The following is a 23,638-nucleotide window of genomic DNA, read 5'->3' as shown; positions in this document are numbered from 1 at the left end:
TCGCCGTTTTGGATTTTTAGCTGCAAATCAATGGCCCACGACGTCAAATCCCGGCTGACCGCCCTGTTGCAACAGGCGCTGGACAGCGTTGCCCCGAGCGCAACCGATACTCCCATTCAACTTGAACGCCCGCGCGACCCGACGCACGGCGACTTCGCGACCAATCTGGCGATGCAGCTGGCCAAGGCGCTGAAGAAAAATCCGCGCGAAATTGCGCAGCAACTGGTCAATGAGCTGCCGGTCTCGGCGCTGGTGACCAAGGCCGAAGTGGCCGGGGCCGGTTTCATCAATTTCACGCTCGACGCCGGTGCCAAGACCAGCGCGGTCAAGCAGGTCCTGATCGAGGGCGAGAATTACGGCCGCTCGACCCAGGGCGGCTGGCAAAAGGTGCAGGTCGAGTTCGTCTCCGCCAATCCGACCGGTCCGCTGCACGTCGGCCATGGCCGCGGTGCGGCCTACGGTGCTTCGCTGTCCAGCCTGCTGACCTTCGCCGGCTGGGATGTGACGCGCGAGTATTACGTCAATGACGCCGGCCGCCAGATGGATATTCTCGGCCTGTCGACCTGGCTGCGTTATCTCGAACAGCACGGCGTTTCCGTCCAGTTCCCGCCCAACGGTTATCAGGGCGACTACGTGCGCGGCATGGCCGAGCAACTGACGCATGCCCACGGCGACAAGTTCGTGCGCAGCGCCGAAGCCGTTGTTGCCGGTACGCCGGGCCAGCCGGAAGCCGGCCGTGCCGATGATGAAGCCAAGAAGCAGCGCGAAACGCAGCTCGACGCCCTGATCGCCAACGCCAAGGAACTGCTCGGCCCGGACTGGGATTACGTGCATCAGCACGCGCTCAACGAACAGCTTGCCGGTTGTCGCGACGACCTCAAGGAATTCGGCGTCGAATTCGAAGTCTGGTATTCCGAAAAGGCCTTGTACGACACCGGCCTGGTCGCACGTTGCGTCGACCTGCTCGAACAGAAGGGCCATCTCTACGTGCAGAACGGTGCCCGCTGGTTCCGTTCGACCACCTTCGGCGACGAGAAGGACCGTGTCGTGCAGCGCGAGAACGGTCTCTACACCTACTTCGCTTCCGACATCGCCTATCACCTGAACAAGTTCGAGCGCGGTTTCGACAAGGTCATCAATATCTGGGGCGCCGACCACCACGGCTACATTCCGCGCGTGACCGGTGCAATCAAGGCGCTCGATCTCGATTCCGACAAGCTGCAGGTTGCCCTGGTCCAGTTCGCGGTGCTCTACCGCAACGGCCAGAAGGCGTCGATGTCGACGCGTTCGGGTGAGTTCGTGACGCTGCGCGAACTGCGCAACGAAGTCGGCAACGATGCCTGCCGTTTCTTCTACGCGCTGCGCAAGTCCGACCAGCATCTCGATTTCGACCTCGACCTGGCGAAGAGCCAGACCAACGAAAACCCGGTCTATTACATCCAGTACGCCCACGCCCGCGTCTGCTCGGTGATCAGCCAGTGGCTCGATAGCCATGCCGGTGACCCGGCCACGCTGGCCGAAGCCAACCTGGCGCTGCTGGTCAATCCGCGCGAACTGGCGATTGCCAACAAGCTGGTCGAGTTCAAGGATGTCATCGCCAATGCCGCCCGCGACCTGGCGCCGCACCTGATCGCCTTCTACCTGAAGGATCTGGCCGGTGAATTCCATGGCTGGTACAACGCCGAACGCATGCTGGTCGATGATGCCGCCCTGCGCGATGCCCGCGTCGCACTGGCGACGGCTGTCCGCCAGGTGATTCGCAACGGTCTGGCCATTCTGGGTGTGAGCTGCCCGGAATCGATGTAAGGAAAAACATGAGCCGTGATATGAAATCCCGCCGCAACCAGCCGGCCAAGAAAAAATCCGGCGGCGGTACGCTGGTCGGCATGTTCATCGGCCTGGTGCTCGGGGTGGCTGTTGCGGCCGGGGTGGTCTGGTACATGAACAAGTCGCCGCTGCCCTTTGCCAACAAGGGGGCGGCACCGACCAGGCCGGAACCGGTTGCCGCTGCCGGCAAGCCGGTCGAGCCGATGGCCCTGCCCGGCAAGCCGGGCGACCCGATTCCGGAAAAGCGCTTCCAGTTCTACGACATCCTGCCCGGCAAGGCCGACGCCGTGCCGGACAAGGCCGCCAAACCGGATGCGAAGAAGGAAGAGGCCAAGAAGGAAGAGCCGAAGAAGGACGAAGCGAAAAAGGAAGAGTCCAAGGAGAGCAAGACGCCGCTCTTCCTGCAGGCGGGTTCCTTCAGCACGGCACAGGATGCTGACAACCAGAAGGCGAAGCTCGCGTTCATGGGGGTGGAGGCTGTCATCCAGCAGGTGATGATCCAGGACAAGACCCTGTATCGCGTCCGGGTCGGCCCCTATACGAAGATCGATGAATTGAACAAAACGCGCGCCGATCTTGCCAAAGCAGGCATCGACGCCCAGCTTGCCAAAAACAAGGAGTAACGCATGAGTCTTGCCCGCCGCAGTTTCGTTGCCGCCATTTTTGCCTTTGGAACGGCGTTGACCGTTACCGGCTCTGCCTTTGCGCAGAGCGCCGGTAGTGATTACACGCCCATCGTCCCGGCCCAGCCGACGGAAAATGCAGCGAAGATCGAAGTGCTCGAGTTCTTCAGCTACGGCTGCCCGCACTGTGCCGATTTCAATCCGCTGCTGGCGGCCTGGGTTGCCAGGCAGGCTGGCGACGTTGTCGTCAAGAAAGTGCCGGTCACCTTCGGGCGTGCTGCCTGGGCCAATATTGCCAAGCTCTATTACGCGCTGGAAATCACCGGTGACCAGGTGCGTCTCGAAGCCGACATCTTCAGGGCCATCCACCAGGAACGCGTCAGCCTGTTCGACGACAAGGTAATGCTCGAGTGGGTAGTCAAGAAGGGCGTGGACCAGAAGAAATTCAGCGATGCTTACGCCTCCTTTGGCGTCATGAGCAAGGTCAAGCGGGCCGAGCAGATGACCCAGTCGTACAAGATCAGTGGCGTCCCGACGCTGGTTGTCGAAGGCAAGTACCAGGTGGGCGGGCGTGATTTCGGCGAAGCCCTCGCCATTGCCGAGAAACTGGTCGTCAAGGCGCGTGGCGAGAAATCCGGCAAGAAATAATTGTCCTTGAAGATTTTCATTACGGGCGCCTCGTCGGGTATCGGCGAGGCGCTTGCCGTTTACTACGCCGCACAAGGTGCCACGCTCGGTCTCGCGGCCCGGCGCGGCGATAGCCTGGCGGCGCTCAATGCCCGTCTTGGCGGCCGGCATGCCTGCTATCCGCTTGATGTGGCCGATGCGCCCGCCCTGCATGCAGCAGCCGCCGATTTTGTGGCGCGTTTCGGCGCGCCGGACATCGTGATCGCTAGCGCCGGTGTTTCGGCCGGCACGCTGACTGAATGCGAGGAAGATCTCGCGGTGTTCAAGCGGGTCATGGACATCAACGTTTTCGGCATGGCGGCGACCTTCGCGCCCTTCATCCCGGCCCTCAAGGCAGCGGGAAGCGCAGCGCGCCTGGTCGGCATTGCCTCGGTCGCCGGCATTCGCGGCCTGCCGGGGGCGGAGGCCTATTCGGCGTCGAAGGCGGCGGCGATCGCCTATCTCGAAAGCCTGCGTCTCGAAATGCGGCCCTACGGCATCAAGGTGGTGACCATTGCGCCCGGCTACATCGCGACGCCGATGACAGCGGTCAACCCCTACAAAATGCCCTTTTTGCTGCCGGCGGCACAGGCGGCCGAGCGTTTCGCGGCGGCCATCGCAAGTGGTACCACTTACGCTGTCATTCCATGGCAGATGGGCGTGGTCGCCAAAGTGCTGCGCCTGTTGCCCAACTGGCTGTACGACCGACTGTTCACAAGCGCGCCGAGAAAGCCGCGCGGCTTGTTAAAATAGCCCGATGTTCGAACTCAAGATCAATGGCGAAAACCGCCAGTTCCCCGCCCCGCTGACCGTTTCCGGCCTCATTGAGGCACTCGGCTATACCGGCAAGCGCATCGCCATCGAACGCAACGGCGAAATCGTCCCGAAAAGCCAGCATGCGACAACCGCCCTGGTGGCCGGCGACCAGCTCGAAATCGTCGTCGCCGTCGGTGGCGGCTGAGGCGAGGACCGAGCGGTGAGCTGTTAGGATCGAGTAATCGCGCCGCAGACCAACCGCTTGACCAATCACTAGCAGCTAACCGCTAATAACTGGATTCTAAAAAATGCACCAACTGACTATTGCCGGTAAGACCTACCGTTCCCGCTTGCTGGTCGGCACCGGCAAGTACAAGGATTTTGCCGAAACCCGCGCCGCGCTCGATGCTTCCGGCGCCGAGATCGTCACCGTCGCGGTGCGCCGCGTCAATATCGGCCAGGACGCCGGCCAGCCGAATCTGCTCGATGCCGTGCCGCCGTCGCAATTCACCATCCTGCCCAACACCGCCGGCTGCTACACGGCCGACGATGCGGTGCGCACGCTGCGTCTGGCGCGCGAGCTGCTCGACGGGCATCCGCTGTGCAAGCTCGAAGTCCTCGGCGACCCGACCAACCTCTTTCCGAACATGCCGGAAACCCTCAAGGCCGCCGCAACGCTGGTCAAGGACGGTTTTGAGGTCATGGTCTACTGCGCCGACGATCCCATTCAGTGCAAGATGCTCGAAGACATCGGCTGCGTCGCGGTGATGCCGCTCGCCTCGCTGATCGGCTCCGGCATGGGCATCGTCAATCCGTGGAACCTGCGCCTGATCATCGATAACGCCAAGGTGCCGATCATCGTCGATGCCGGCGTCGGCACCGCCTCGGACGCCACCATCGCCATGGAACTCGGTTGTGACGGCGTCCTGATGAACACTGCCATCGCGCACGCCAAAAACCCGGTCCTCATGGCCAGCGCCATGAAAAAGGGCATCGAGGCCGGGCGCGAGGCTTTCCTGGCCGGTCGCATGGCCCGCAAATACTACTCGGCCGACCCCTCGTCGCCGACCACCGGACTGATCGGCTCATGAGCGATACCCCCCTGATTCAACCGAGCGCCACCGAAGGCGACGGTACCTATAGCGAAGGCCGTGAGGGCCACGGGCACATCAAGAGCTACGTGCGCCGTGCCGGCCGCATGTCGTCGGCGCAGGAAAACTACTACGCCGACATGATGCCGAAGATCGGCATCGTCTATACGCCGCAGCAAATCGACCTCAATGCGGTGTACGGTCGCAACAACCCGAAAATCCTCGAAATCGGCACCGGCATGGGTGAAACCACGGCCAAAATCGCTGATGCCAACCGCGACAACGATTATCTCGGCGTCGAAGTGCATGTGCCGGGTGTTGGCGCCTTGTGCAAGCAGATCGCCGAGCGCGAACTGAGCAACCTGCGCATCTGCCAGCACGATGCCGTGGAAGTGGTGCGCGACATGCTGCCGGAAGGTTCGCTCGACGGCGTCCATGTCTTCTTCCCCGATCCCTGGCACAAGACGCGCCACAACAAGCGCCGCCTGATCCAGTCGCCGTTTGTCGCGCTGCTCGCCTCGCGCCTGAAGCCGGGCGGCTACTTCCATTGCGCCACCGACTGGGAAAATTACGCGCTGCAGATGCTCGATGTGCTCGGCCGCGAAGCCAGCCTGGAAAACAGCGTTTCCGCTCCGTCGACCGCTGCGCTGGCGGCCGCGATCGAGGCCGACCGGGCCGAAGGCCTGGCCGGCTTTGCCCCGCGCCCCGAGTACCGGCCGCTGACCAAGTTTGAAAACCGTGGTCTGCGTCTCGGACACGGGGTCTGGGACGTGATTTTCAAGAAACGTTAATGCCCGTGCATGCCGCCATGCTCAGGCATGGCGGCAGCACCCGCTTGCAGCAGGCTCGGGTCGAGCATGCCGAAGATCATCGCAACGTGTGCGACGACCAGGAATACCGCAACCCAGAAAGCGTGCTGCTTCAGTTTTTGCTCGTCACTCAGGCCGCGGCCTGTGATGCCGAGGTCGAGCAGGGCCAGGCCGACAAGGGGAACGACGCCGAGCAGATAGGCGCCGACCGCAATGACATCGGCCGGGCCGCGCCACTCGCCGCTTTGCGTCAGCGGAATGACTGCGTTCTGCAGCAGGTGCACGAATACCCCGATGAAATAAACGCCACCGATGATGCTTGCCGTGCGGTTGATCAGGCGGACCGGACCGTGGAACTGGCGGGAAAAAAGGATGAACAACTCGGTAATGGCGACGGTCTCGGCGAGGATGACCGGTATCGCCATGAACAAAATGAGGTTCCACGGCTGGTTGACCGCGAGCAGTTCCATGTAATGCGTCATGGGCATGATGATTCTCCAATGCAATAGTGAATGCCGCGCCGACGGCTGTCGGGCGGTAATGAACAGGCAGGGGGAGAATCAGCAGATCGGGGGCGGGTGATCCGGCGGTGGTGCTTCACTGACCGTCAGGATCGGTCGGGTCGGGTACAAGGTGGCCGGCAGCGGACCGGCCGGAACGCTCAGGCTGCTCAGCAGGGCCGGTGCGGCGGCCAGGTCGCAACTGATCTGGCAGGCTTTGTCGCCCGGCTGATGATGCGCAGCGAGCGGCGTTGCTGGCGCGCTCTGGTGTTCCGGGCAGTCGGCCATGCTCATGGTCATGGCAGCTGCGCCGGGTGCTGCGTGCGGCATCTGCGGCACCGCGAACGCCATCCCCGAAAAGCCGCGCAGGGCAATCGAGAGAATCAGCAACAGCAGGAGGCGCAGGCTTGGACGCATGGCGGCAGTGTATTCCGCCACGCGTCGTGCGGCAATGCGTCGGGGCTGCTAAACTTCCGCCCCGATCCCTTTCCGGAGACTGCCATGCTGGTCCGCAATGCCCAGGCCGATCTCGCCATTGTCATTCGTCATGATGGTGAAAACGTCCGCCTGGTGCCGATGAAAAGCGGCCGGCTGACGGTCAACCGCCGTAGCAAGCAGGAATTCAACGCCGTCTGGCGGGAGTCGGAGGCGCCGCTGCTGCCGGCGCTGAGCGATTTTCTCGCACACGCAGCACGCCAAGGGGCCTCTGGCGAAGTCGTCAAAGGCCTAGAAAAACTCGCCCTGCGCGAACAGCAGGCGATCAGCAAACTTTTTTGAAAGCTTCAATACTGTCATGTGGTTCAAGAATCTTCAGGTTTACCGGCTGCCGACGCCGTGGAATATCGATCTCGCCAAGTTCGAGGAGTTGCTGGCGCGCGGTCCCTTCGTGAAATGCCCGAGCAACCAGCCGATGAGTCGCGGCTGGGTGTCGCCGCGCCGCGACGGCGCGCTGGTCTTTTCACTCGGTCGGCAGTGGATGATCGCCCTCTCGGTCGAGCAGCGCCTGCTGCCGTCCTCTGTGGTCAATGAGGAAGTCAAGGAACGCGCCGAAGCGATCGAAGCGCAGCAGGGTTACGCGCCGGGCCGCAAGCAGTTGAAGGAACTGCGCGAGCGCGTCACCGAAGAGCTGATGCCGCGCGCCTTCACGCGCCGCCGCACCACTTTCGTCTGGATCGATCCGCAGAACGGCTGGTTCTGCGTCGATGCCGCCAGCCCGGCCAAGGCCGAGGAAGTCATCGAGCACCTGCGCCACTGCCTCGACGAATTCCCGCTGACCATGCTCCACACCAAGCTTTCGCCGCAAACGGTGATGGCCGACTGGCTGGCCGGCGGCGACGCCCCGGCCGGTTTCACCATCGACCGCGATTGCGAACTGAAGGCGGCCGGCGAGGAAAAATCGGCGGTGCGTTACGTCAAGCATCCGCTCGACGGCGACGAGATTGCCGGCGAGATCAAGGCCCACCTGGCGAGCGGCAAGCTGCCGACCAAGCTGGCGCTGACCTGGGACGACCGCATCTCCTTCGTGCTCGGCGAAAAGCTGGAAATCAAGCGCCTCGCCTTCCTCGACCTGTTGAAGGAAGAAGCCGAGAAGAGCGCCGAGCGCGCCGACGAGCAGTTCGATGCCGACTTCGCGCTGATGACCGGCGAGTTCGCGCGTTTCCTGCCGCAAATCGTTGAAGCTCTGGGCGGCGAAGTCGTCGACACGCCATGAAGCCGGCAGCGGCTTGCCCCTGCAACAGCGGCAAGCCCTACGCGGCCTGTTGCGGTCCACTGCACGCCGGGGCCGAAAATGCCCCGACCGCCGAGGCCCTGATGCGCTCGCGCTACAGCGCTTACGTGCTCAACCTGGCGCCCTACCTGCTGAGCAGCTGGCACGCCTCGACGCGCCCGCCCGAACTCGATCTGAGCGACGACGGCACGAAATGGCTGGGCCTCAACATCAAGCGCCACCAGGTGATCGACGAGAATCACGCCGTCGTCGAATTCATCGCCCGCTACCGCATCGGCGGGCGCGGCTACCGCCTCTATGAAATCAGCCGCTTCGTCCGCGAGGACGGGCGCTGGTACTACGTCGACGGCGACCTCAATCCCCAGGAAAAGAATTCCGCATGATCATTCTCAAGAACGTCACCCTGCGTCGCAGCTCGAAAGTGCTGCTCGACAAGGCCTCCGTCACCATCAACCCGGGTGAGAAGGTCGGCCTGGTCGGGCGCAACGGCGCCGGCAAATCGACGCTGTTCGCGCTGCTCAACGGCACGCTGCACGAGGATGGCGGCGACTATTCGATTCCGAAACAATGGCAGATGGGCCAGGTGGCGCAGGACATGCCGGAAACGGCGCAATCGGCCACCGACTTCGTCATCGACGGCGACACCAAGCTGCTCGCCGCGCGCAACGAGGTGCACGACGCCGAAGCCAGCGACGACGGCATGCGCATGGCCGAGGCCTACATGGCCTTGAACGATGCCGGCGAGCACGATGCCGAAGCGCGCGCCCAGTCGCTGATCCTCGGGCTCGGCTTCAAGGTTTCGGAACTGCACAACCCGGTGGACAGCTTCTCCGGCGGCTGGCGCATGCGCCTGCAACTGGCGCGCGCCCTGATGTGCCCGTCCGACATCCTGTTGCTCGACGAACCGACCAACCACTTGGACCTCGACGCCCTGGTCTGGCTCGAAGCCTGGCTCAAGCGCTATCCGGGCACGCTGATCATGATCAGCCACGACCGCGAATTCCTCGACGCCATCACCGGCGTCACGTTGCACATCGACAACGCCAAGCTGGTCCGCTACGGCGGCAACTACAGCAAGTTCGAGGACATGCGCGCCGAACAGATGCTGCTGCAACAGGCGGCGATGGCCAAGCAGGCCGACAAGATCGCCCACCTGCAGTCCTTCATCAACCGCTTCAAGGCCAAGGCGAGCAAGGCCAAGCAGGCGCAGAGCCGGGTCAAGGCACTGGAGCGCATGGAGAAGATCGCGCCGGTGCTGGCCGATGCCGAATTCACCTTCGAATTCCAGGAGCCGCAGAACCTGCCCAACCCGATGCTCTCGATGATGGATGTCAGCATCGGCTACGCGCCGGCGGAAGATGCGCCGGCCGGCACGCCGCCGACCACCATCGTGCGCAACATCAACCGCTCGGTGATGGCCGGCCAGCGCATCGGCATCCTCGGCGCCAACGGCCAGGGCAAGTCCACGCTGGTCAAGACCATCGCCCGCGACATCGCGGCGATCAGCGGCGACGTCACCGAAGGCAAGGGCCTCAACATCGGCTACTTCGCGCAGCAGGAACTCGACGTGCTGCGGCCGCAGGACACGCCGCTCGAACACATGGTCCGGCTGGCCAAGGAAGCCATCGCCAACGGCCGCAGCAACGTGCCGGGGCGCGAGCAGGAACTGCGCAATTTCCTCGGTACCTTCAATTTCGGCGGCGAGATGGTCAAGCAGGCGGTCGGTACCATGAGCGGCGGCGAAAAGGCCCGCCTGGTGCTGTGCATGCTGGTCTGGCAACGCCCCAACCTGCTGCTCCTCGACGAACCGACCAACCACCTCGACCTCAATACCCGCGAGGCACTGGCCGTGGCGCTCAACGAGTTCGAAGGCACCGTCATGCTGGTCAGCCACGACCGCGCCATGCTGCGCTCGGTTTGCGACGAGTTCTGGCTGGTTTCCAAGGGCGGCGTCGAGCCGTTCGACGGCGACCTCGAGGACTACCAGCGCTACCTGCTCGACGAAGCCAAGCGCGTCCGCGAAGAGGCTGCCGCGGCACAGAAGAAGGCAGCTGCCTGACGCTTTGGCAGTCATTCGGCGGACGGGGAATGTTCGCAATTTTTCACATTTCCCGTCATCTCGATCGGCTAGCATGCCCTGACAATCATTCATTGGAGAAACAGTCATGGGCTTATTCGATCAGGTAGTCGGCGCACTTTCCGGCAATCAGTCCGGTGGCGGCAACGCCTTGCTGGAAACGGTGCTGCAACTCGTCAACAACCCGCAAACCGGCGGCCTGGGCGGTCTCGTCCAGTCCTTCCAGCAGGGCGGCCTGGCAGAAATCGTCAATTCCTGGGTGTCGACCGGTCAGAACCTGCCGATCTCGGCCGAACAGATCCAGTCCGTACTCGGCAACTCGACGCTGCAGGATCTCGCCGCCAAACTCGGCATGTCGAACGAACAGATCTCGGGCGGTCTTGCCGCCATGCTGCCGCAGGTCGTCGACCAACTGACCCCGAACGGCGAAGTCCCGCAAGGCGGCGACTTGCTGGCGCAGGGACTGGATCTGCTCAAGGGCCGTTTGTTCAGCTGAGCAGGCTTGCCCGACCTGAAAAGCCTCGCCGGAATGGCGGGGCTTTTTTGTTTGTGGGGTAGGGCAGAGAACGGCCATGAGCGGCCGGCTGAAGTTGCATCCGCAAAGCGGTCATTCCGTTAAGGTCAGCCTGGCACATTTGCAACCACTCAACTGGTAAGCGCCCCTGCACACACTCGATCTACTGGACTCACCACACCGCGCCCGCCACGATTGAGCACGTGGGTGTAAATCATCGTTGTGCTGACGTCGCTGTGCCCCAACAACTCCTGCACTGTTCGAATGTCGTACCCGCTTTCCAGCAGATGTGTGGCGAAGGAATGGCGCAAAGTATGTACCGACACCTGTTTGCTTAGCCCAGCCAGTGATACCGCCTGCTTGATAGCACGTTGCAAGCGTTGTTCGTAGAGGTGGTGACGGCGACGAATGCCGCTACGCGGATCAACTGACAGATCGGGCGCCGGCCACATCCAGAACCACGCCCATTGCGTCCCAGCGTTTGGATATTTCCGATCCAGTGCGTCCGGCATAAACACTCCCGGCAAGCTGTGTAGACGGTCTTGCGACCAAATCAAACGGGCATGCGCCAACTGCTCCTTAAGCGGCGCGGCCAACGACTCAGGCAACATTACCCGCCGGTCCTTGTCTCCCTTGCCGGCTCGTACCACAATTTCCCTGCGCTCGAAATCAACATCTTTGACCCGCAGGCGCAACGCTTCCATCAAGCGCAGTCCTGTGCCATAAAACAAACGTCCGAGCAATGCCATCGGGCCTTCCAGAGCCGCAAACAAGCGTGCCACCTCGCCTACCGAAAGTACCGTTGGAACCCGGACACGATCCTTTGGACGCAAAATTTCGTTCATCCACGGTAGGTCGATTTCCAGCACCTCGCGATACAGAAACAACAGTGCTGATAACGCCTGCTTGTGTGTGGACGGAGCAACTCCACGCTCTGCCGCCAGCCACGACAAGAACGCCGTAACCTCGACGGAGCCCATCTCCTTGGGGTGTTTCAACTGATGAAACCGTATGAATCCACGTACCCAATAGACATAAGACTCCTCAGTACGTATGCTGTAATGCTTGTACCGAATACGCTCACGCACCTGATCGAGCAAGCGCACCGATGTAAGCGGTGGCCTGTCGGCAGGCTTGCAGGGTTTGACTGGATATTTAGTGCTGTACATAAACACAGTATAGGCGCGAAAAACCCAATGACAAGGACGATTACAGACATGCCTCGCGCCGATATAGATCTCAAGCAGGAGAGAAACCCTGCAATATTGATGTCCACTTTACGTTATGCGGCACTACAGTCTGGCTCATGGTTAATCTGATCGAATTTGAAACCGAGCGGCTTCGTTTGCGGCAATGGCTCCCCGCAGATCGCGAGCCATTTGCTGCGCTCAACTCAGATTCAAAGGTAATGGAGTTCTTCCCCACTCTCCTTACGCGTGCGGAGAGTGATGCCATAGCTAACCGTTGCCAGTCACTCATCGAGGAGCGTGGGTGGGGTTTTTGGGCCGCCGAATGCAAAGCCACACAAGAGTTCATTGGCTTTGTCGGCCTGCACACGCCATCGGCAGAGCTTCCCTTCTCTCCCTGCGTTGAGGTGGGGTGGCGTCTTACGTTTCAGCATTGGGGCAAGGGGTTTGCCACCGAAGCTGCATCGGAGGCTCTTCGCATCGGTTTCCAAGTGCTCCAGTTGTCTGAAATCGTGTCCTTCACAACGCTCGGCAACCGCAGATCTCGTGCCGTTATGGAGCGTCTAGGTATGCGGGAGTCTGGCACCTTCGAGCATCCCCACGTTCCGAAAGACACCGGCCTACGTCAGCACGTTCTGTACCGCCTGTCCGGAGCAAACCATGCCGCATAACCCTACGCTCAACCCCGTTCGCTTCGCTCTCTGGACGCTGCGCGATAAAGCCGCGCCGCGCCGGTTAGCTTCACGTTGACGCTGTAGAAAAACCCTTTTCCAGCCCGACTTCCAGCAAAAAAATGGCGCAGGTTTTCTCTGCGCCTTTTTGCTTTTTCATGCATTTGAACTGGTCAACCGCTGTGTCCTGCTGTCGGTGATGGCGGCGACCATCTGGCGAGGAGATCCCCCCTTCTTCGCCTACTGCCCGAACCCGTGATGCGCCAGTTTCTCGATGTTGTGCACCAGGCAATACAGCTTCCATTGCGTGTCGACCTTCTTGCGCCCGCGTAGCGTGAACCGATCCAGCCGCTTGTTGTGCCGCAGGTTGCCAAACACCGGCTCGACCGTGGCAAACCTCCTCCCGTAACGGGCTTTGCCTTCTTCGCTGTCGATGGCCCGCTTCATCCGGTCGGTGTGGCTTTCTTCGGTTGTATTGGCTTTGCCGCGGAAGAAAGCAACCTGCCGAACCTGAGTCTTCTCCGGCGTGCGCAGGCATTTGGCGCGTTGTTCGCAGGGCAGGCAATCGCGCAGAGTGCCGCTGTATTTCGTGGCGAGGCGGCCGTTGTGGATGCAGTTCGTGCCGTTGCGGTAGAGCTGCTTGCCGGCTGGACAGCTACAAATACCAGTGGCCGGATCGAGCGTGAAGTCCTGCGGCCGGTAACGTTTGGCGGCTTTCTTCGGGTGCGCCTTGTCGTAGAGCGGATCAGGCTTCTGCTTGTGTTTTCCCAGGTCCTTGAAGCGTTCGTCGCGTTGGCGCATGCCGTTGTCGGCAATCAGGGCGTTGATGTTCTCTTTGGCCAGTTCCTTGAGGTTGCGTTCTGAGTGGTAGCCGGCATCGGCCGTGTAGAGCGTATCCGGGGTGGCCTGGGCTTGCGTGGCGCGCACGACCGGCAGCAGCAGTTCCTGTTCCGAACCGGTGCCATGGGCTTGCGCTTCGATAATGACCTGATTTTTGGCGTCGACCGCTGCCACGCCAGTAAAGCCTTGTATGACGCCTTTGCCGGTCGCCATCTTGGCGCTGTCCGGATCGGTGCGGTTGCTCTTCCTGATGGCGCCTTTGCTGCCTTTGCGATCCTTCGGGTGATCGGCCAGCCACTGGCGCAGTTCGGCGGCTTCACGCCCCAGGCTTTCGGCCTTTTGCCGGGATTTCTCGGCAAGGTCGGGTTCGACGGGCAGGCTGTCATTTGCGCGGTGGCGCTCAAGCATCTTCCTGGCAGCGGCTTCGAGTTTGTCGGCTTGATGGGCGAAGTCAGCGCGCGTGCCGCTTCTGGCTTTGGAGGCGTTGCTTGGCAACTTGACGCCGTCAATGGCGAACATCTCCCGGCCGATCAGGCCTTGCCGGTCGCAGAGGTAAAGCACTTGGGCAAAGAGCTGGGCGACTTCCTCGTCGAGGCTGGAAACGAAGGCGGCCAGCGTCGTAAAGTGCGGCGCGGAGTCGCCGCTGAGAGCGATGAAAGTGACGTGTTCGCGGCACAGCCGCTCAATGCCCCGGCTGCTCACGACGCCCTGGGCGTAGGCGCAGAGAATGACCTTGAGCAGCATCCCCGGCGGATAGGCGCAGGCGCCGCTTTGGTCATTGCGGTAACGGGTGTCGAAGAGGGAAAGGTCAAATTCGTGCTCAAGCAGGTGATGCACGGCATGTTCGAAACTGCCCGGCAGGAGTTGCTTCTCCAGATCCACCGCCAGGAACCTCGGGCTGGTGTCGATTGCTTTGTAGCGGGCCATGGCCTTCTCCTGAACTCGTCTTCAGGTTGGAGCCTTGTTATTCCATATGGTTCACGGCACGATGCGGGCATGGATACTATTTTTCTACAGCTTCGTTAGGTTTCGTCATGATGATGCCGCCAGAGAACTTGATCAGATCGGGAATCAAATTTCTTGCGCTTGGCTGCTTCGCAATCCTTTGGGGGTGGTTTTTCTCGTCATCCAAGCCATTGGTCAGCTTTGCCAACTACAGCATTGCATTCGTGGCGTTTGGTGTCGGTATTAACGACATCATTAAGGGAATCAATAATAAAAATGGCTCTGACACCCATCAAACCTAACAAACGCTTCGAGCCGACCGCCCAAAAGCTACGCTTTTGGGTTCCCTCCGCGCTGCGCGCTCCGGCGTCGGCTCAAGCTGCACGTTAGACAGGCAGGTCATCATGGGATTTACACTCGAAAAAGTTGTACCGTGGGGACGTTCTTATGAAGAATACGTCAGCATGTTTGGCCTTTCCGAGGTCGATCTTGAGCTTCGCATTCTTGGCTGTGGTGATGGCCCTGCGGCGTTTAATACAGTGCTGACCAAACAAGGTGGGAACATCGTCTCGGTAGATCCAATCTACGTTTTTGAGGCTGAACAGATCAGGGGCCGCATCTCCGAAACGTATGAAACCGTTATGGCACAAATGCGCGGGAACCAAAGCGACTACGTCTGGGAAGCCATTCCGTCGGTTGAGCAACTTGGGCATCTTCGCATGTCTGCGATGGAAACATTTCTCGCTGACTTCGATGCGGGAAAAAACGAAGGCCGATACGTCCCCGGGGAGTTGCCGTCACTTCCTTTTGAAAATGGAAAGTTCGACATCGCCTTGTCGTCTCATTTCTTGTTTTTGTACAGCGCCCATTTGTCCGCAGAGTTTCATCTTCAGGCACTTCAAGAAATGTTGCGTGTAGCTTGCGAAGTGCGCGTTTTTCCTATGCTTACGCTCGACGGTGCTTTATCACCCCATCTCCATTTTGTGAGCGAACATCTTGCGAACCATGGCTTCATGGTAGAAGTTAAGCGCGTTCCTTACGAGTTTCAGCGAGGCGGCAATGAAATGCTGCTGATCAAGCCCGTCTAACATGGTGCTCCACCTCGCTCCCTTCGGTCGCTGGACGCTGCGCGATAAAACCGCGCAGCGCCGGTTAGCTCGACGTTCCTGAACGTCCGCTTTTCCACGGCCCGACCGGCAGCAAAGGGCACAAAGCTGCCTTCCCACCGCCTATTCCCGCTCCAGAAACCGCTCCAGCAGCACGTTCAAAAAGCGCCGTCCCTTGAGCGTCGGCGCAATCTTTTCCGGGTCGACTTCAAGCAGTCCCTCGGTTGCGGCTGCTTTCAGCTGCGGCAGGATCAGGCCGAGCGGTTGCGCCGTGCGCGCTTCGAACAGGCTTGGGTGAAAGCCGTCGGCGAGGCGCAGGGCGTTCATCATGAATTCGAAGGGCAGGTCGGCGGCGGCGACTTCATTCGACTCCTGTACCGGATTGCCGCTGGCGATGTTTTCCAGGTAGGCCTTGGGGTGTTTCCAGCGCATCTGGCGCAGTACGCGGTCGTGCAAAGTCAGTTTGGAGTGGGCGCCGGCGCCGATGCCGAGGTAGTCGCCGAAATACCAGTAGTTGAGATTGTGGCGGCATTGCCGGCCGGGCTGAAAAATTAAAGGTGCCAGGTTCGATTTAACTTGACAGACACTCCTTCATGCCCCGTCATCTCAGTTTCCCCCCCTCGCTGGCCTACCCCTGAGAATAGTTTGAGCCTGGCCCCTTTTATTGAGTCTTTTGGGTGGCTGCCATCGCGCATGCCGTCAGGTGGCTACGAGCGCTGATCTCCAAGCTTAAGCCTGTGTTTCGGCGTCCATAGTAGCCAAACGCGTAGCTCCCGCATCAATCCAACACCTTGGTTCATGCCATGCGATTGACTTCAAACCGCCGCTCCTTACAATCCCCATAACCATCGCCCGTCCGGCGGTCCAGTCCAACGAGGTTTATCCGCCAATATGACTTCCTGCCCTCTTCAAACTCGTCCGCGTCGGCGGATAAACGCTATTCGTTAGGGTTCAAGGCACACCATCCGACTCATGAGCGATTTCTTCTGGATTGCTTTTGCCTGTTACATAGTCATGTGGGGTGTCGCCGGCTATTTCTTGGTACGCGCCTACCAAGTCGGGGTGAAAAACGTCCTTCATCTCGTCAAGTCTTGGAACGGCGAACCGCTCAAAAACCGAAAGAAAATTGCTCGCCTATATGCAATTACCGAGTTACTGACAGGTGTATCACTTGCTATTTTTCTTGCTGCCATACCGCTCTTCGCAATCCCTATGCGTATTTGGCCAGCTTTGATTTTGGTTATCGGCACAACTCGACAGTTACAAATTCTCAGGTTTTCTCGCCAAAATGAACCCTAACATTCCGTATATGGACTCCCCCAAAAAGCAAGGAAACTGATCGGTCAAGGTCGCTATGGCCTTCGGCCTCCGCTGGACGTCCCGCAAGCGGGGCGCCCCTTACCTAAAACGTTCCTGAATGACCGCTATTCCAACTAGCCTACGTCCGCAAAGGGCACAAAGCTGCCTTCCCGCCGCCTATTCCCGCTCGAGAAACCGCTCCAGCAACACATTCAAAAAGCGCCGTCCCTTGAGCGTCGGCGCAATCTTTTCCGGGCCGACCTCAAGCAGTCCCTCGGCTTCCGCCGCTTTCAATTGTGGCAGGATCAGGCCGAGCGGTTGCGCCGTGCGCGCTTCGAACAGGCTTGGGTGGAAGCCGTCGGCGAGGCGCAGGGCGTTCATCATGAATTCGAAGGGCAGGTCGGTGGCGGCGACTTCGTTCGACTCCTGTACCGGATTGCCGCTGGCGACGTTTTCCAGATAGGCCTTGGGGTGTTTCCAGCGCATCTGGCGCAGCACGCGGTCGTGCAGCGTCAGTTTGGAGTGGGCGCCGGCGCCGATGCCGAGGTAGTCGCCGAAATACCAGTAATTGAGATTGTGGCGGCATTGCCGGCCGGGCTGGGCGAAGGCCGAGGTTTCGTAATTCGTGAAGCCGGCGGCGGCGAGCCTGGCCTCGATCGCATCCTGCATGTCGGCGCAGGTGTCGCCTTCGGGTAGTTCGGGCGGGAAGGCGGCGAAGCGGGTGTTCGGCTCCAGCGTCAGCTGGTAGCAGGAGAGATGGCCGGGCTGGAAACCGAGCGCGGTGTCGACATCGCTGAGCGCCTGCTCCAGCGTCTGGCCGGGCAGGCCGTACATCAGGTCGAGATTGAAGGCGGGGAAGTGCTCACCGGCCAGTTGCGCGGCGCGTTTGGCCTCGCCGGCATCGTGGATGCGGCCGAGCGCCTTGAGATGGCCTTCGTTGAAACTCTGGATGCCGAGCGACAGGCGATTGACGCCGGCAGCGCGAAAGCCGGCGAATTTTTCCGCTTCCACCGTGCCGGGGTTGGCTTCGAGCGTGATCTCGGCGTCCGGCGCCAGCATGGCGAGGGTGCGGAAGGCGGTGATCAGTTCGTCGATGGCGGCCGGTGAGAGCAGGCTGGGCGTGCCGCCGCCGAAGAAAACGCTGACCACCGGCCGGCCCCAGATCAACGGCAGGGCGGACTGCAGGTCGGCGATCAGCGCGTCGACGTATTGCCGCTCGGGTATCTCGCCGTTGGCCTCATGCGAGTTGAAATCGCAGTAGGGGCATTTCTGCACGCACCACGGCACATGCACGTAGAGCGCGAGCGGCGGCGAGACGCGGAATTCGAGCGCCTGGGCGGTCGACGCCGGTTTTTGGGCAAAAATGGGAATGGTGCGGGCTGTGCTCACGCTTGCGGCCTGATTCGATGGGGCCAGACTGGCGCTGGCCGGTTGCTGGGAGACGGCATGGCGTTCATTCCTTCTCTCCCTGCGACAGCAAGTCGATCAGGGGAACATTGATGAAATAGAGGTGCTTGCCCTGGCTGTGTTCCCTGACCAGTCCGGCGTCGGCCAGTTGGCGCAGGTAGCGGGCCGCGGTCTGCCGGGTGACGTTCAGGTCGCGCTGGACGAACTCGATGCGCGTGTAGGGATGGCGGAAGAGATTGTTCAGCAAGTCCTGCGAATACAGCTTGGGCAAAGCACTGCGCATGCGCTGCTTGGTTTCCGCCATCAGCGTCCGCATCTCGCCGACCAGGCGAACGGCGCGCCGGGCGGTTTCCGCGACGCCCTGCAGCATGAACCTGACCCAGGCCTGCCACTCCTCTCCATTCGGTTCTGCGTCGCGCACGGCTTGCAGCAGGCGGTAATAGTCGTCCTTGTTGCGGTTGATGTAGCGCGACAGATAGAGCACCGGCGAATCGAGCAGGCCCGAACGCACCAGATACAACACGCAGAGAATCCGCCCGATCCGCCCATTGCCGTCGCTGAACGGGTGAATGCTCTCGAACTGATGATGGATCAGCGCCATCTTGACGATAGGGTCCAGGTCGCTGAGCGCGTCATCGTTGATGAAACTCTCCAGCGCCTGCATGTGGGACTGCACGCTGGGGCCATCCTGCGGCGGGACGAAGACCGTCGTGCCGGTGCGCTCGTTTTTCAGCACCGTGCCGCCGCTGGTGCGAAAAGCCTCGCTGCTGTTCTTGAGCAACTGGAACATCGAAATCAGCGTGCCGTTGCCGAGAATGCCCTGCTGCTGGCGCATGCGTTCGTAACCGTGCATCAGCGCCTCGCGGTAACGCGCGACCTCCTTGGCCGACGGCGAAATCCATTCGGCAATGTGCAGGTCGGCCTGGAACAACTCGTCCTGCGTCGTCACATAGCTCTCGACTTCGGAGCTTGCCTTGGCCTCCTGCAGCGCCAGCGTGTTGATCAGGATGGCCTGGTTCGGGATGCTGGCGGCGCAGCCTTTGAGTTCCGCCAGATGCCGATGTGCCGCCACCAGCGCTCGCAGCAGTTCCGGCGACTGGAAATCGACGCCGGCTGGCGGTAGTTCGGGGATCGGGTAATTGGGCTGCAAGGCCATGGCGAGACTCCGTGATGCATGCGGCGGGATAACAGGAGATATTTTTCGTGTTACAAAAACAACTGATTTTTAACACGACATGCGCCTCATGTTAAAAATTTTGCGTATCCACGCGTCGCGCAAAAAATGCGGGGGTGAATTATCTCCCTGAAAAATGGGCTGGTATGTTGTTCCCGCTTTTTCCGCACGCCATTTCCAATGGCTGTTGCTTAGTCCCGCGACGATATTGCCGTGCTGTTTACAGGGCCGGCAGCCGCTCGATCAGCTTCTGCATGGCCTGGCCGCGATGCGAGACGCGGTTTTTGGTGTCGGCGTCGAGTTCGGCCGCGGTCTGGCCGAAGGCCGGCACGAAGAACAGCGGGTCGTAGCCGAAGCCGCCGTCGCCACGCGAAGCCGGCAGGATTTCGCCGTGCCATTCGCCTTCGGCGATCAGCGGTTGCGGGTCGTCGGCGTGGCGGACCAGCACCAGTACCGAGACGAAATGGGCGCGCCGGTCCGGGTTGCTGCCGAGCTCGGCGAACAGCTTTTCATTGTTGCGCGCATCCGATTTCGGCTCTCCGGCATAGCGCGCCGAATAGACGCCGGGGGCGCCGCCGAGCGCCGCAACGCACAGGCCGGAGTCGTCGGCGAGGGCGGGCAGGCCGGACAGCCTGGATGCATGGCGCGCCTTGGCCAGCGCGTTCTCGACGAAGGTGCTGTGCGGCTCTTCGGCTTCCGGGATGCCGAGCTCGCCCTGCGCGATGACCTCGAAACCGAGCGGCGCGAGCAGCGCGTTGAGTTCCTTCATCTTCTTGGCGTTGTTGGAGGCGAGGACGAGTTTTTTCATGGTTCAGAAATCTGAAAAAGTGCTTTTTCCAGCGGTCGACCGCTGGAAAATGGGAAAAATGCTCAGCTGGCCAGCGCGCTTTGCTGCGCGGCGATCAGTTGACGGATGCCGGCTTCGGCGAGGTCGGTCAGTACGTTCATCTGCTGGCGGGTAAACGGTTCGCCCTCGGCCGTGCCCTGGACTTCGACGATGCCGCCGGCGCCAGTCATCACGACGTTCATGTCGGTATCGCAGTTGGAGTCTTCCGGGTAATCGAGGTCGAGTACCGGGGCGCCGTTGTAGATGCCGACCGAAACGGCGGCGACGTGGTCGCGCACCGGGTTGGCGGGCAGCTTGCCGGCGGTGACCAGCTTCTCGCAGGCTTCGTAGAGCGCGATCCAGGCGCCGGTGATCGACGCACAACGGGTGCCGCCGTCGGCCTGCAGAACATCGCAGTCGAGCGTGATCTGACGTTCGCCGAGGGCCTTGAGATCGACCACGGCGCGCAGGCTGCGCCCGATCAGGCGCTGGATTTCCTGGGTGCGGCCGGTCTGCTTGCCCTTGGCGGCTTCACGCGAGCTGCGCGAATGGGTGGCGCGCGGCAGCATGCCGTATTCGGCGGTGACCCAGCCCTGGCCCTTGCCGCGCAGGAAGGGCGGCACGTTTTCTTCGACGCTGGCATTGCACAGGACGCGGGTGTCGCCCATCTCGATCAGCACCGAGCCTTCGGCGTGGCGGGTGAAGTTGCGGGTGATGCGGACCTGGCGGAGCTGGTCGGCCTGGCGTTGGCTGGGGCGCATGGAATTCCTTATTTTTTCGGGTTGTATTTGTCGATGGCGTTGCGGATTTCCTCAATCGCCTTTTCAATTTCGTCTTCGGTCAGATCGCTCTTGTAAGCCGGGTTGCGCCCGAACTCTTCAAGCCGCGTCGTCACTTCGCCCTGGGTCATGGTCTGCGTCGAGATCGAGCTGGTTGCTTCCTCGACATAGCTTTGCTCCCAGTGCACGGCAACCACGGAGAGGTTGTCGCCATGCGGTCCACCCTTGATTTCGGCCTGTTTCATCAGGGTCGGCACGGCTTCGAGCAGGTTGGTGCCATGCAGGCTGATCGCCATCTGCTCGCCGGACGTGACGCCCCACAAGCCGTCGCTGCAGAGCAGCAGGATGTCGCCGTGTTCGAGCGGCGTCTTGCGCGAAAACTCGATTTCCGGCGGGGTCGGGCTGCCCAGGCAGCTGTAGATCTTGTTGCGGTCCGGGTGATGGGCGGCCTGGATTTCGGTAATCAGGCCTTCCTCGATGAGCAGGCGGACGCGCGAGTGGTCGCGTGTCTGGGTAATGACCTTGCCATCGCGCATCAGGAACAGGCGCGAGTCGCCGGCATGCGCCCAGTAGGCGACATTGTCCTGGACCAGGCAGGCGACGCAGGTGGTGCGCGGCGAGTCCTTCAGGTGATGCAGGGTCGCGTAATCGAGAATGGCGTGGTGCGCATTGCTCATTGCCTTCTGCAGGAAGCGGAACGGGTCGCCGATCAGCGGCTGCGCTTCGTGCTGGAAGCTGTCGGCCAGTGTCTGGATGGCGATCTGCGCGGCGATCTCGCCGTAATGGTGGCCGCCCATGCCGTCCGCCACCGCCATCAGCAGTGCGTCGCGCGAGTAGCAATAGGTGGTGCGGTCCTCGTTGTTGGCGCGGCCGCCCTGCAGGCTGTCCTGATAAATGCTGAATCTCATTTAGTCGGCTTCCGGAATTTTCCGACCAGGCGGTCCAGCCAGTGCTCGGCATCCTTGGGGCTGGGCGGCGTAATCGTTTCGACCAGTGCCTTCTGCAGCGTGAAGACACTTTGCGGCCGGTAAAGATGGTTGAGGTTCAGGCACCAGTCGATGATCTCGAGCAGGCGGTCGGAGTACTGGCCTTCCCAGCGCATCATCGCCGGGCCCAGCGTGTCTTTTTTCATGCGCTCGTCGGCGGCCTGCGGCGCAGAGCCGGCCAGGCAGGCATACATCGAGGCGCCGACGCTGTAGATGTCGCTCCACGGCCCGAGATCCTTGCGCGAGCCGTAGTGCTCGGGCGAAGCAAAGCCCGGGGTGTACATCGGCTTGAGGATGGGCTGGTCGGTGACCAGAGTCTGGCGGGCGGCGCCGAAGTCGATCAGGACCGGCGTGTTGTCGCCGCGCAGGTAGATGTTCGAGGGCTTGAGGTCGAGGTGCAGCAGCTTGTGCGCATGCACCTCGCGCAGGCCGTTCAGCATGCGGGTGAAGACGCCGCGGATGAAACGTTCCGAAATGTGGCCCTGATGCTTGTGGATGAATTCCTGCAGCGTGCGGCCGTGTTCGTATTCCATGACCATGTACACGGTGTCGTTGGCGCGGAAGAAGTTGAGCACGCGGATCACGTTCGGGTGCGACAGCTTGGCCAGCGAGCGGCCTTCCTCGAAGAAGCACTTCATGCCGTAGCGGAAGGCGCCGAGGTGCTCGGCCGTGATCACCGGTTTGACGTCGCCGTCATTGCGCAGTGCCAGGCTGTTCGGCAGGTACTCCTTGATCGCGACCTGCTGGTCGTCGGCATCGGTCGCCAGGTAGACGATGGAAAAGCCGCCGAGCGAGAGCTGGCGGTCTATCGTGTACTCTTCCAGTTGGAAGCCGTTGGGTAACGGCTGATTGGCTTGTTGCGCCATTGGGCTCGCGGTTATGATGCGTATCAGGCATTTTCGGGCGTGTTGTCCGGCCTGTAAAGCGGAGACACTCCAGACATGATTTCAAGTATGACCGGTTATGCAGTTAAAACGCGCGATATCGAGCGCGGAACGCTGCAACTTGAGCTTAAAAGCGTCAATTCCCGCTATCTCGATTTTCATTTTCGCATCAGCGAAGATTTGCGTGCGCTCGAGATGCCGTTGCGTGAACTGCTTGCCTCGCGTCTGGCGCGCGGCAAGATCGAGTGTCGTCTGTCCTTCAATGCCTCGGCGGCGCGCGCCGACCAGCTCGAACTCAACGCCGATCTGCTCGGCTCGCTGACCGTGCTCAATGCGCGCGTTCGCGAAGCGATGCCGGAAGCGCGGCCGCTCTCGGTCAATGACGTGCTGCGCTGGCCGGGCATGTTCGGTGACCAGTCGATTGACTTTGCCACCTTCAATGCACCGGTGCTGGCGCTGGCCCGCGAAGTGCTCGACGAATTCACCGCCAGCCGCGGTCGTGAAGGTGAAAAACTGGCTGCAATGATCGTCGACCGGGTGAACGCCATGCGCGACATCGTGCGCAACGTGGCGCCGCGCATTCCCGAAGCGCAGGCCCTGTTTGCCGACAAGCTGCGCCAGCGTCTGCAGGAAGCCCTCGGCAATGCCAGCGACGACCGCATCATGCAGGAAGTCGCCGTGTTCGCGACGCGCATCGATGTTGCCGAAGAACTGAGCCGTCTCGGCACGCATCTCGATGAAGTCGAACGCGTCCTCCGGCAGGGCGGCGCCAGCGGCAAGCGTCTCGATTTCCTGATGCAGGAACTCAATCGCGAAGCCAATACGCTCGGTTCGAAATCGGCGATTACCGAGGTGTCGCAAGCCTCGGTCGATCTCAAACTGCTCATCGAGCAGATGCGCGAGCAGATCCAGAACCTGGAATAAGGCCGGCGTTTTCGGGGC

At 61.2% G+C, this 23,638-nt stretch carries 28 protein-coding genes; 16 read left to right on the top strand and 12 right to left on the bottom strand.

The window, feature by feature from the left end:
• The first annotated feature begins 30 nt into the window (after positions 1–30).
• From argS to trmB, 7 genes are all read left to right on the top strand, one after another.
• Entirely contained in the window at positions 31–1,806 is a 1,776-nt protein-coding gene (gene argS, locus KI612_RS18275; RefSeq protein WP_226441481.1) for an arginine--tRNA ligase, read from the top strand.
• Positions 1,807–1,814: 8 nt separating this feature from the next.
• Positions 1,815–2,450, top strand: coding sequence for an SPOR domain-containing protein (locus KI612_RS18270; protein ID WP_226441480.1), 636 nt, complete (start codon positions 1,815–1,817; stop codon positions 2,448–2,450).
• Between the two features lie 3 nt (positions 2,451–2,453).
• Positions 2,454–3,098 carry a thiol:disulfide interchange protein DsbA/DsbL gene (locus KI612_RS18265; protein ID WP_226441479.1) on the top strand — a complete coding sequence of 215 codons (645 nt, stop codon included), beginning with the start codon at positions 2,454–2,456 and terminating at the stop codon, positions 3,096–3,098.
• Between the two features lie 6 nt (positions 3,099–3,104).
• Positions 3,105–3,869, top strand: coding sequence for an SDR family oxidoreductase (locus KI612_RS18260; protein ID WP_404818066.1), 765 nt, complete (start codon positions 3,105–3,107; stop codon positions 3,867–3,869).
• 4 nt (positions 3,870–3,873) lie between these two features.
• Positions 3,874–4,077 (top strand): sulfur carrier protein ThiS, encoded by a 204-nt coding sequence (gene thiS, locus KI612_RS18255; RefSeq protein WP_226441477.1) that lies wholly within the window; start codon positions 3,874–3,876, stop codon positions 4,075–4,077.
• A 103-nt stretch (positions 4,078–4,180) separates the two neighbouring features.
• Complete coding sequence (locus tag KI612_RS18250) at positions 4,181–4,963, top strand: thiazole synthase (protein WP_226441476.1); 783 nt, start codon at positions 4,181–4,183, stop codon at positions 4,961–4,963.
• Complete coding sequence (gene trmB, locus KI612_RS18245; RefSeq protein ID WP_226441475.1) at positions 4,960–5,754, top strand: tRNA (guanosine(46)-N7)-methyltransferase TrmB; 795 nt, start codon at positions 4,960–4,962, stop codon at positions 5,752–5,754. The genes KI612_RS18250 and trmB overlap by 4 nt, the downstream gene beginning before the upstream one ends.
• Here the strand turns inward: trmB and KI612_RS18240 are convergent.
• Positions 5,751–6,260: a DUF6803 family protein gene (locus KI612_RS18240; RefSeq protein WP_226441474.1), complete on the bottom strand. Its 510-nt coding sequence runs from the start codon at positions 6,258–6,260 to the stop codon at positions 5,751–5,753. The genes trmB and KI612_RS18240 overlap by 4 nt on opposite strands.
• 72 nt (positions 6,261–6,332) lie before the next feature.
• Positions 6,333–6,689 carry a hypothetical protein gene (locus tag KI612_RS18235; protein WP_226441473.1) on the bottom strand — a complete coding sequence of 119 codons (357 nt, stop codon included), beginning with the start codon at positions 6,687–6,689 and terminating at the stop codon, positions 6,333–6,335.
• 84 nt (positions 6,690–6,773) lie between these two features.
• Here KI612_RS18235 and KI612_RS18230 point away from each other — a divergent pair, with 84 nt between their 5' ends.
• The 5 genes from KI612_RS18230 to KI612_RS18210 all read left to right on the top strand — a co-directional run bounded on the left by KI612_RS18230 (position 6,774) and on the right by KI612_RS18210 (position 10,574).
• Complete coding sequence (locus KI612_RS18230) at positions 6,774–7,049, top strand: hypothetical protein (RefSeq protein ID WP_226441472.1); 276 nt, start codon at positions 6,774–6,776, stop codon at positions 7,047–7,049.
• A gap of 16 nt (positions 7,050–7,065) precedes the next feature.
• A complete protein-coding gene (locus KI612_RS18225) occupies positions 7,066–7,983 on the top strand; it encodes a recombination-associated protein RdgC (protein ID WP_226441471.1) in 918 nt (305 codons plus the stop codon).
• On the top strand, positions 7,980–8,384 hold the full coding sequence (locus tag KI612_RS18220; RefSeq protein WP_226441470.1) for a YchJ family protein: 405 nt from the start codon (positions 7,980–7,982) through the stop codon (positions 8,382–8,384). The genes KI612_RS18225 and KI612_RS18220 overlap by 4 nt, the downstream gene beginning before the upstream one ends.
• Entirely contained in the window at positions 8,381–10,060 is a 1,680-nt protein-coding gene (locus KI612_RS18215; RefSeq protein ID WP_226441469.1) for an ABC-F family ATP-binding cassette domain-containing protein, read from the top strand. The genes KI612_RS18220 and KI612_RS18215 overlap by 4 nt, the downstream gene beginning before the upstream one ends.
• Before the next feature lie 106 nt (positions 10,061–10,166).
• Positions 10,167–10,574 carry a YidB family protein gene (locus tag KI612_RS18210; RefSeq protein WP_226441468.1) on the top strand — a complete coding sequence of 136 codons (408 nt, stop codon included), beginning with the start codon at positions 10,167–10,169 and terminating at the stop codon, positions 10,572–10,574.
• A 149-nt stretch (positions 10,575–10,723) separates the two neighbouring features.
• Here KI612_RS18210 and KI612_RS18205 read toward each other — a convergent pair whose 3' ends face one another.
• The gene (locus KI612_RS18205; protein ID WP_450088462.1) at positions 10,724–11,698 is read right to left on the bottom strand and encodes an integron integrase; all 975 of its coding nucleotides are present in this window, start codon (positions 11,696–11,698) and stop codon (positions 10,724–10,726) included.
• A 200-nt stretch (positions 11,699–11,898) separates the two neighbouring features.
• Here KI612_RS18205 and KI612_RS18200 point away from each other — a divergent pair, with 200 nt between their 5' ends.
• The gene (locus KI612_RS18200) at positions 11,899–12,450 is read left to right on the top strand and encodes a GNAT family N-acetyltransferase (protein WP_226441466.1); all 552 of its coding nucleotides are present in this window, start codon (positions 11,899–11,901) and stop codon (positions 12,448–12,450) included.
• Between the two features lie 240 nt (positions 12,451–12,690).
• On the opposite strand, the gene KI612_RS18195 is transcribed toward KI612_RS18200, so the two are convergent.
• Both KI612_RS18195 and KI612_RS18190 read right to left on the bottom strand, forming a co-directional pair.
• Entirely contained in the window at positions 12,691–14,217 is a 1,527-nt protein-coding gene (locus tag KI612_RS18195) for a transposase (RefSeq protein ID WP_226441465.1), read from the bottom strand.
• Positions 14,218–14,293: 76 nt separating this feature from the next.
• Entirely contained in the window at positions 14,294–14,443 is a 150-nt protein-coding gene (locus tag KI612_RS18190; RefSeq protein WP_226441464.1) for a hypothetical protein, read from the bottom strand.
• A gap of 196 nt (positions 14,444–14,639) precedes the next feature.
• Between KI612_RS18190 and KI612_RS18185 the strand changes: the two genes are divergently transcribed.
• Positions 14,640–15,323, top strand: coding sequence for a class I SAM-dependent methyltransferase (locus tag KI612_RS18185; RefSeq protein WP_226441463.1), 684 nt, complete (start codon positions 14,640–14,642; stop codon positions 15,321–15,323).
• A gap of 141 nt (positions 15,324–15,464) precedes the next feature.
• Here KI612_RS18185 and KI612_RS18180 read toward each other — a convergent pair whose 3' ends face one another.
• The gene (locus KI612_RS18180; protein ID WP_226441462.1) at positions 15,465–15,797 is read right to left on the bottom strand and encodes a hypothetical protein; all 333 of its coding nucleotides are present in this window, start codon (positions 15,795–15,797) and stop codon (positions 15,465–15,467) included.
• Positions 15,798–16,313: 516 nt separating this feature from the next.
• Between KI612_RS18180 and KI612_RS18175 the strand changes: the two genes are divergently transcribed.
• Positions 16,314–16,640 carry a hypothetical protein gene (locus KI612_RS18175; RefSeq protein WP_226441461.1) on the top strand — a complete coding sequence of 109 codons (327 nt, stop codon included), beginning with the start codon at positions 16,314–16,316 and terminating at the stop codon, positions 16,638–16,640.
• Between the two features lie 177 nt (positions 16,641–16,817).
• Here the strand turns inward: KI612_RS18175 and hemW are convergent, their stop codons facing one another.
• The 6 genes from hemW to KI612_RS18145 all read right to left on the bottom strand — a co-directional run bounded on the left by hemW (position 16,818) and on the right by KI612_RS18145 (position 22,678).
• Positions 16,818–18,029, bottom strand: a complete 1,212-nt coding sequence (hemW, locus tag KI612_RS18170; RefSeq protein ID WP_404818065.1) for a radical SAM family heme chaperone HemW — start codon at positions 18,027–18,029, stop codon at positions 16,818–16,820.
• A 64-nt stretch (positions 18,030–18,093) separates the two neighbouring features.
• Positions 18,094–19,203, bottom strand: coding sequence for a Fic family protein (locus tag KI612_RS18165; protein WP_226441460.1), 1,110 nt, complete (start codon positions 19,201–19,203; stop codon positions 18,094–18,096).
• A gap of 238 nt (positions 19,204–19,441) precedes the next feature.
• Entirely contained in the window at positions 19,442–20,029 is a 588-nt protein-coding gene (gene rdgB, locus KI612_RS18160) for an RdgB/HAM1 family non-canonical purine NTP pyrophosphatase (protein WP_226441459.1), read from the bottom strand.
• 62 nt (positions 20,030–20,091) lie between these two features.
• A complete protein-coding gene (gene rph / locus KI612_RS18155) occupies positions 20,092–20,808 on the bottom strand; it encodes a ribonuclease PH (RefSeq protein WP_226441458.1) in 717 nt (238 codons plus the stop codon).
• 8 nt (positions 20,809–20,816) lie between these two features.
• Complete coding sequence (locus KI612_RS18150; RefSeq protein WP_226441457.1) at positions 20,817–21,734, bottom strand: PP2C family protein-serine/threonine phosphatase; 918 nt, start codon at positions 21,732–21,734, stop codon at positions 20,817–20,819.
• Positions 21,731–22,678: a serine/threonine protein kinase gene (locus KI612_RS18145; protein WP_226441456.1), complete on the bottom strand. Its 948-nt coding sequence runs from the start codon at positions 22,676–22,678 to the stop codon at positions 21,731–21,733. Before KI612_RS18145 ends, KI612_RS18150 begins: the two co-directional genes overlap by 4 nt.
• A gap of 75 nt (positions 22,679–22,753) precedes the next feature.
• Here KI612_RS18145 and KI612_RS18140 point away from each other — a divergent pair, with 75 nt between their 5' ends.
• Positions 22,754–23,620: a YicC/YloC family endoribonuclease gene (locus tag KI612_RS18140; RefSeq protein WP_226441455.1), complete on the top strand. Its 867-nt coding sequence runs from the start codon at positions 22,754–22,756 to the stop codon at positions 23,618–23,620.
• The last annotated feature ends 18 nt before the right edge of the window (positions 23,621–23,638 follow it).

The sequence above is a fragment of the Quatrionicoccus australiensis genome (assembly GCF_020510525.1).
In the GTDB taxonomy this organism is placed as follows: Bacteria; Pseudomonadota; Gammaproteobacteria; order Burkholderiales; family Rhodocyclaceae; genus Azonexus; species Azonexus australiensis_B.
The sequence above is the reverse complement of the archived record's forward strand: the minus strand, read 5'-3'. Positions and strand labels throughout refer to the sequence as shown.

Coding starts and splice junctions, on each gene's coding strand:
- argS (WP_226441481.1), top strand. CDS start 31: ATGGCCCACGACGTCAAATCCCGGCTGACCGCCCTGTTGCAACAGGCG.
- KI612_RS18270 (WP_226441480.1), top strand. CDS start 1,815: ATGAGCCGTGATATGAAATCCCGCCGCAACCAGCCGGCCAAGAAAAAA.
- KI612_RS18265 (WP_226441479.1), top strand. CDS start 2,454: ATGAGTCTTGCCCGCCGCAGTTTCGTTGCCGCCATTTTTGCCTTTGGA.
- thiS (WP_226441477.1), top strand. CDS start 3,874: ATGTTCGAACTCAAGATCAATGGCGAAAACCGCCAGTTCCCCGCCCCG.
- KI612_RS18250 (WP_226441476.1), top strand. CDS start 4,181: ATGCACCAACTGACTATTGCCGGTAAGACCTACCGTTCCCGCTTGCTG.
- trmB (WP_226441475.1), top strand. CDS start 4,960: ATGAGCGATACCCCCCTGATTCAACCGAGCGCCACCGAAGGCGACGGT.
- KI612_RS18240 (WP_226441474.1), bottom strand. CDS start 6,260: ATGCCCATGACGCATTACATGGAACTGCTCGCGGTCAACCAGCCGTGG.
- KI612_RS18235 (WP_226441473.1), bottom strand. CDS start 6,689: ATGCGTCCAAGCCTGCGCCTCCTGCTGTTGCTGATTCTCTCGATTGCC.
- KI612_RS18230 (WP_226441472.1), top strand. CDS start 6,774: ATGCTGGTCCGCAATGCCCAGGCCGATCTCGCCATTGTCATTCGTCAT.
- KI612_RS18225 (WP_226441471.1), top strand. CDS start 7,066: ATGTGGTTCAAGAATCTTCAGGTTTACCGGCTGCCGACGCCGTGGAAT.
- KI612_RS18220 (WP_226441470.1), top strand. CDS start 7,980: ATGAAGCCGGCAGCGGCTTGCCCCTGCAACAGCGGCAAGCCCTACGCG.
- KI612_RS18215 (WP_226441469.1), top strand. CDS start 8,381: ATGATCATTCTCAAGAACGTCACCCTGCGTCGCAGCTCGAAAGTGCTG.
- KI612_RS18210 (WP_226441468.1), top strand. CDS start 10,167: ATGGGCTTATTCGATCAGGTAGTCGGCGCACTTTCCGGCAATCAGTCC.
- KI612_RS18200 (WP_226441466.1), top strand. CDS start 11,899: ATGGTTAATCTGATCGAATTTGAAACCGAGCGGCTTCGTTTGCGGCAA.
- KI612_RS18195 (WP_226441465.1), bottom strand. CDS start 14,217: ATGGCCCGCTACAAAGCAATCGACACCAGCCCGAGGTTCCTGGCGGTG.
- KI612_RS18185 (WP_226441463.1), top strand. CDS start 14,640: ATGGGATTTACACTCGAAAAAGTTGTACCGTGGGGACGTTCTTATGAA.
- KI612_RS18175 (WP_226441461.1), top strand. CDS start 16,314: ATGAGCGATTTCTTCTGGATTGCTTTTGCCTGTTACATAGTCATGTGG.
- KI612_RS18165 (WP_226441460.1), bottom strand. CDS start 19,203: ATGGCCTTGCAGCCCAATTACCCGATCCCCGAACTACCGCCAGCCGGC.
- rdgB (WP_226441459.1), bottom strand. CDS start 20,029: ATGAAAAAACTCGTCCTCGCCTCCAACAACGCCAAGAAGATGAAGGAA.
- rph (WP_226441458.1), bottom strand. CDS start 20,808: ATGCGCCCCAGCCAACGCCAGGCCGACCAGCTCCGCCAGGTCCGCATC.
- KI612_RS18150 (WP_226441457.1), bottom strand. CDS start 21,734: ATGAGATTCAGCATTTATCAGGACAGCCTGCAGGGCGGCCGCGCCAAC.
- KI612_RS18145 (WP_226441456.1), bottom strand. CDS start 22,678: ATGGCGCAACAAGCCAATCAGCCGTTACCCAACGGCTTCCAACTGGAA.
- KI612_RS18140 (WP_226441455.1), top strand. CDS start 22,754: ATGATTTCAAGTATGACCGGTTATGCAGTTAAAACGCGCGATATCGAG.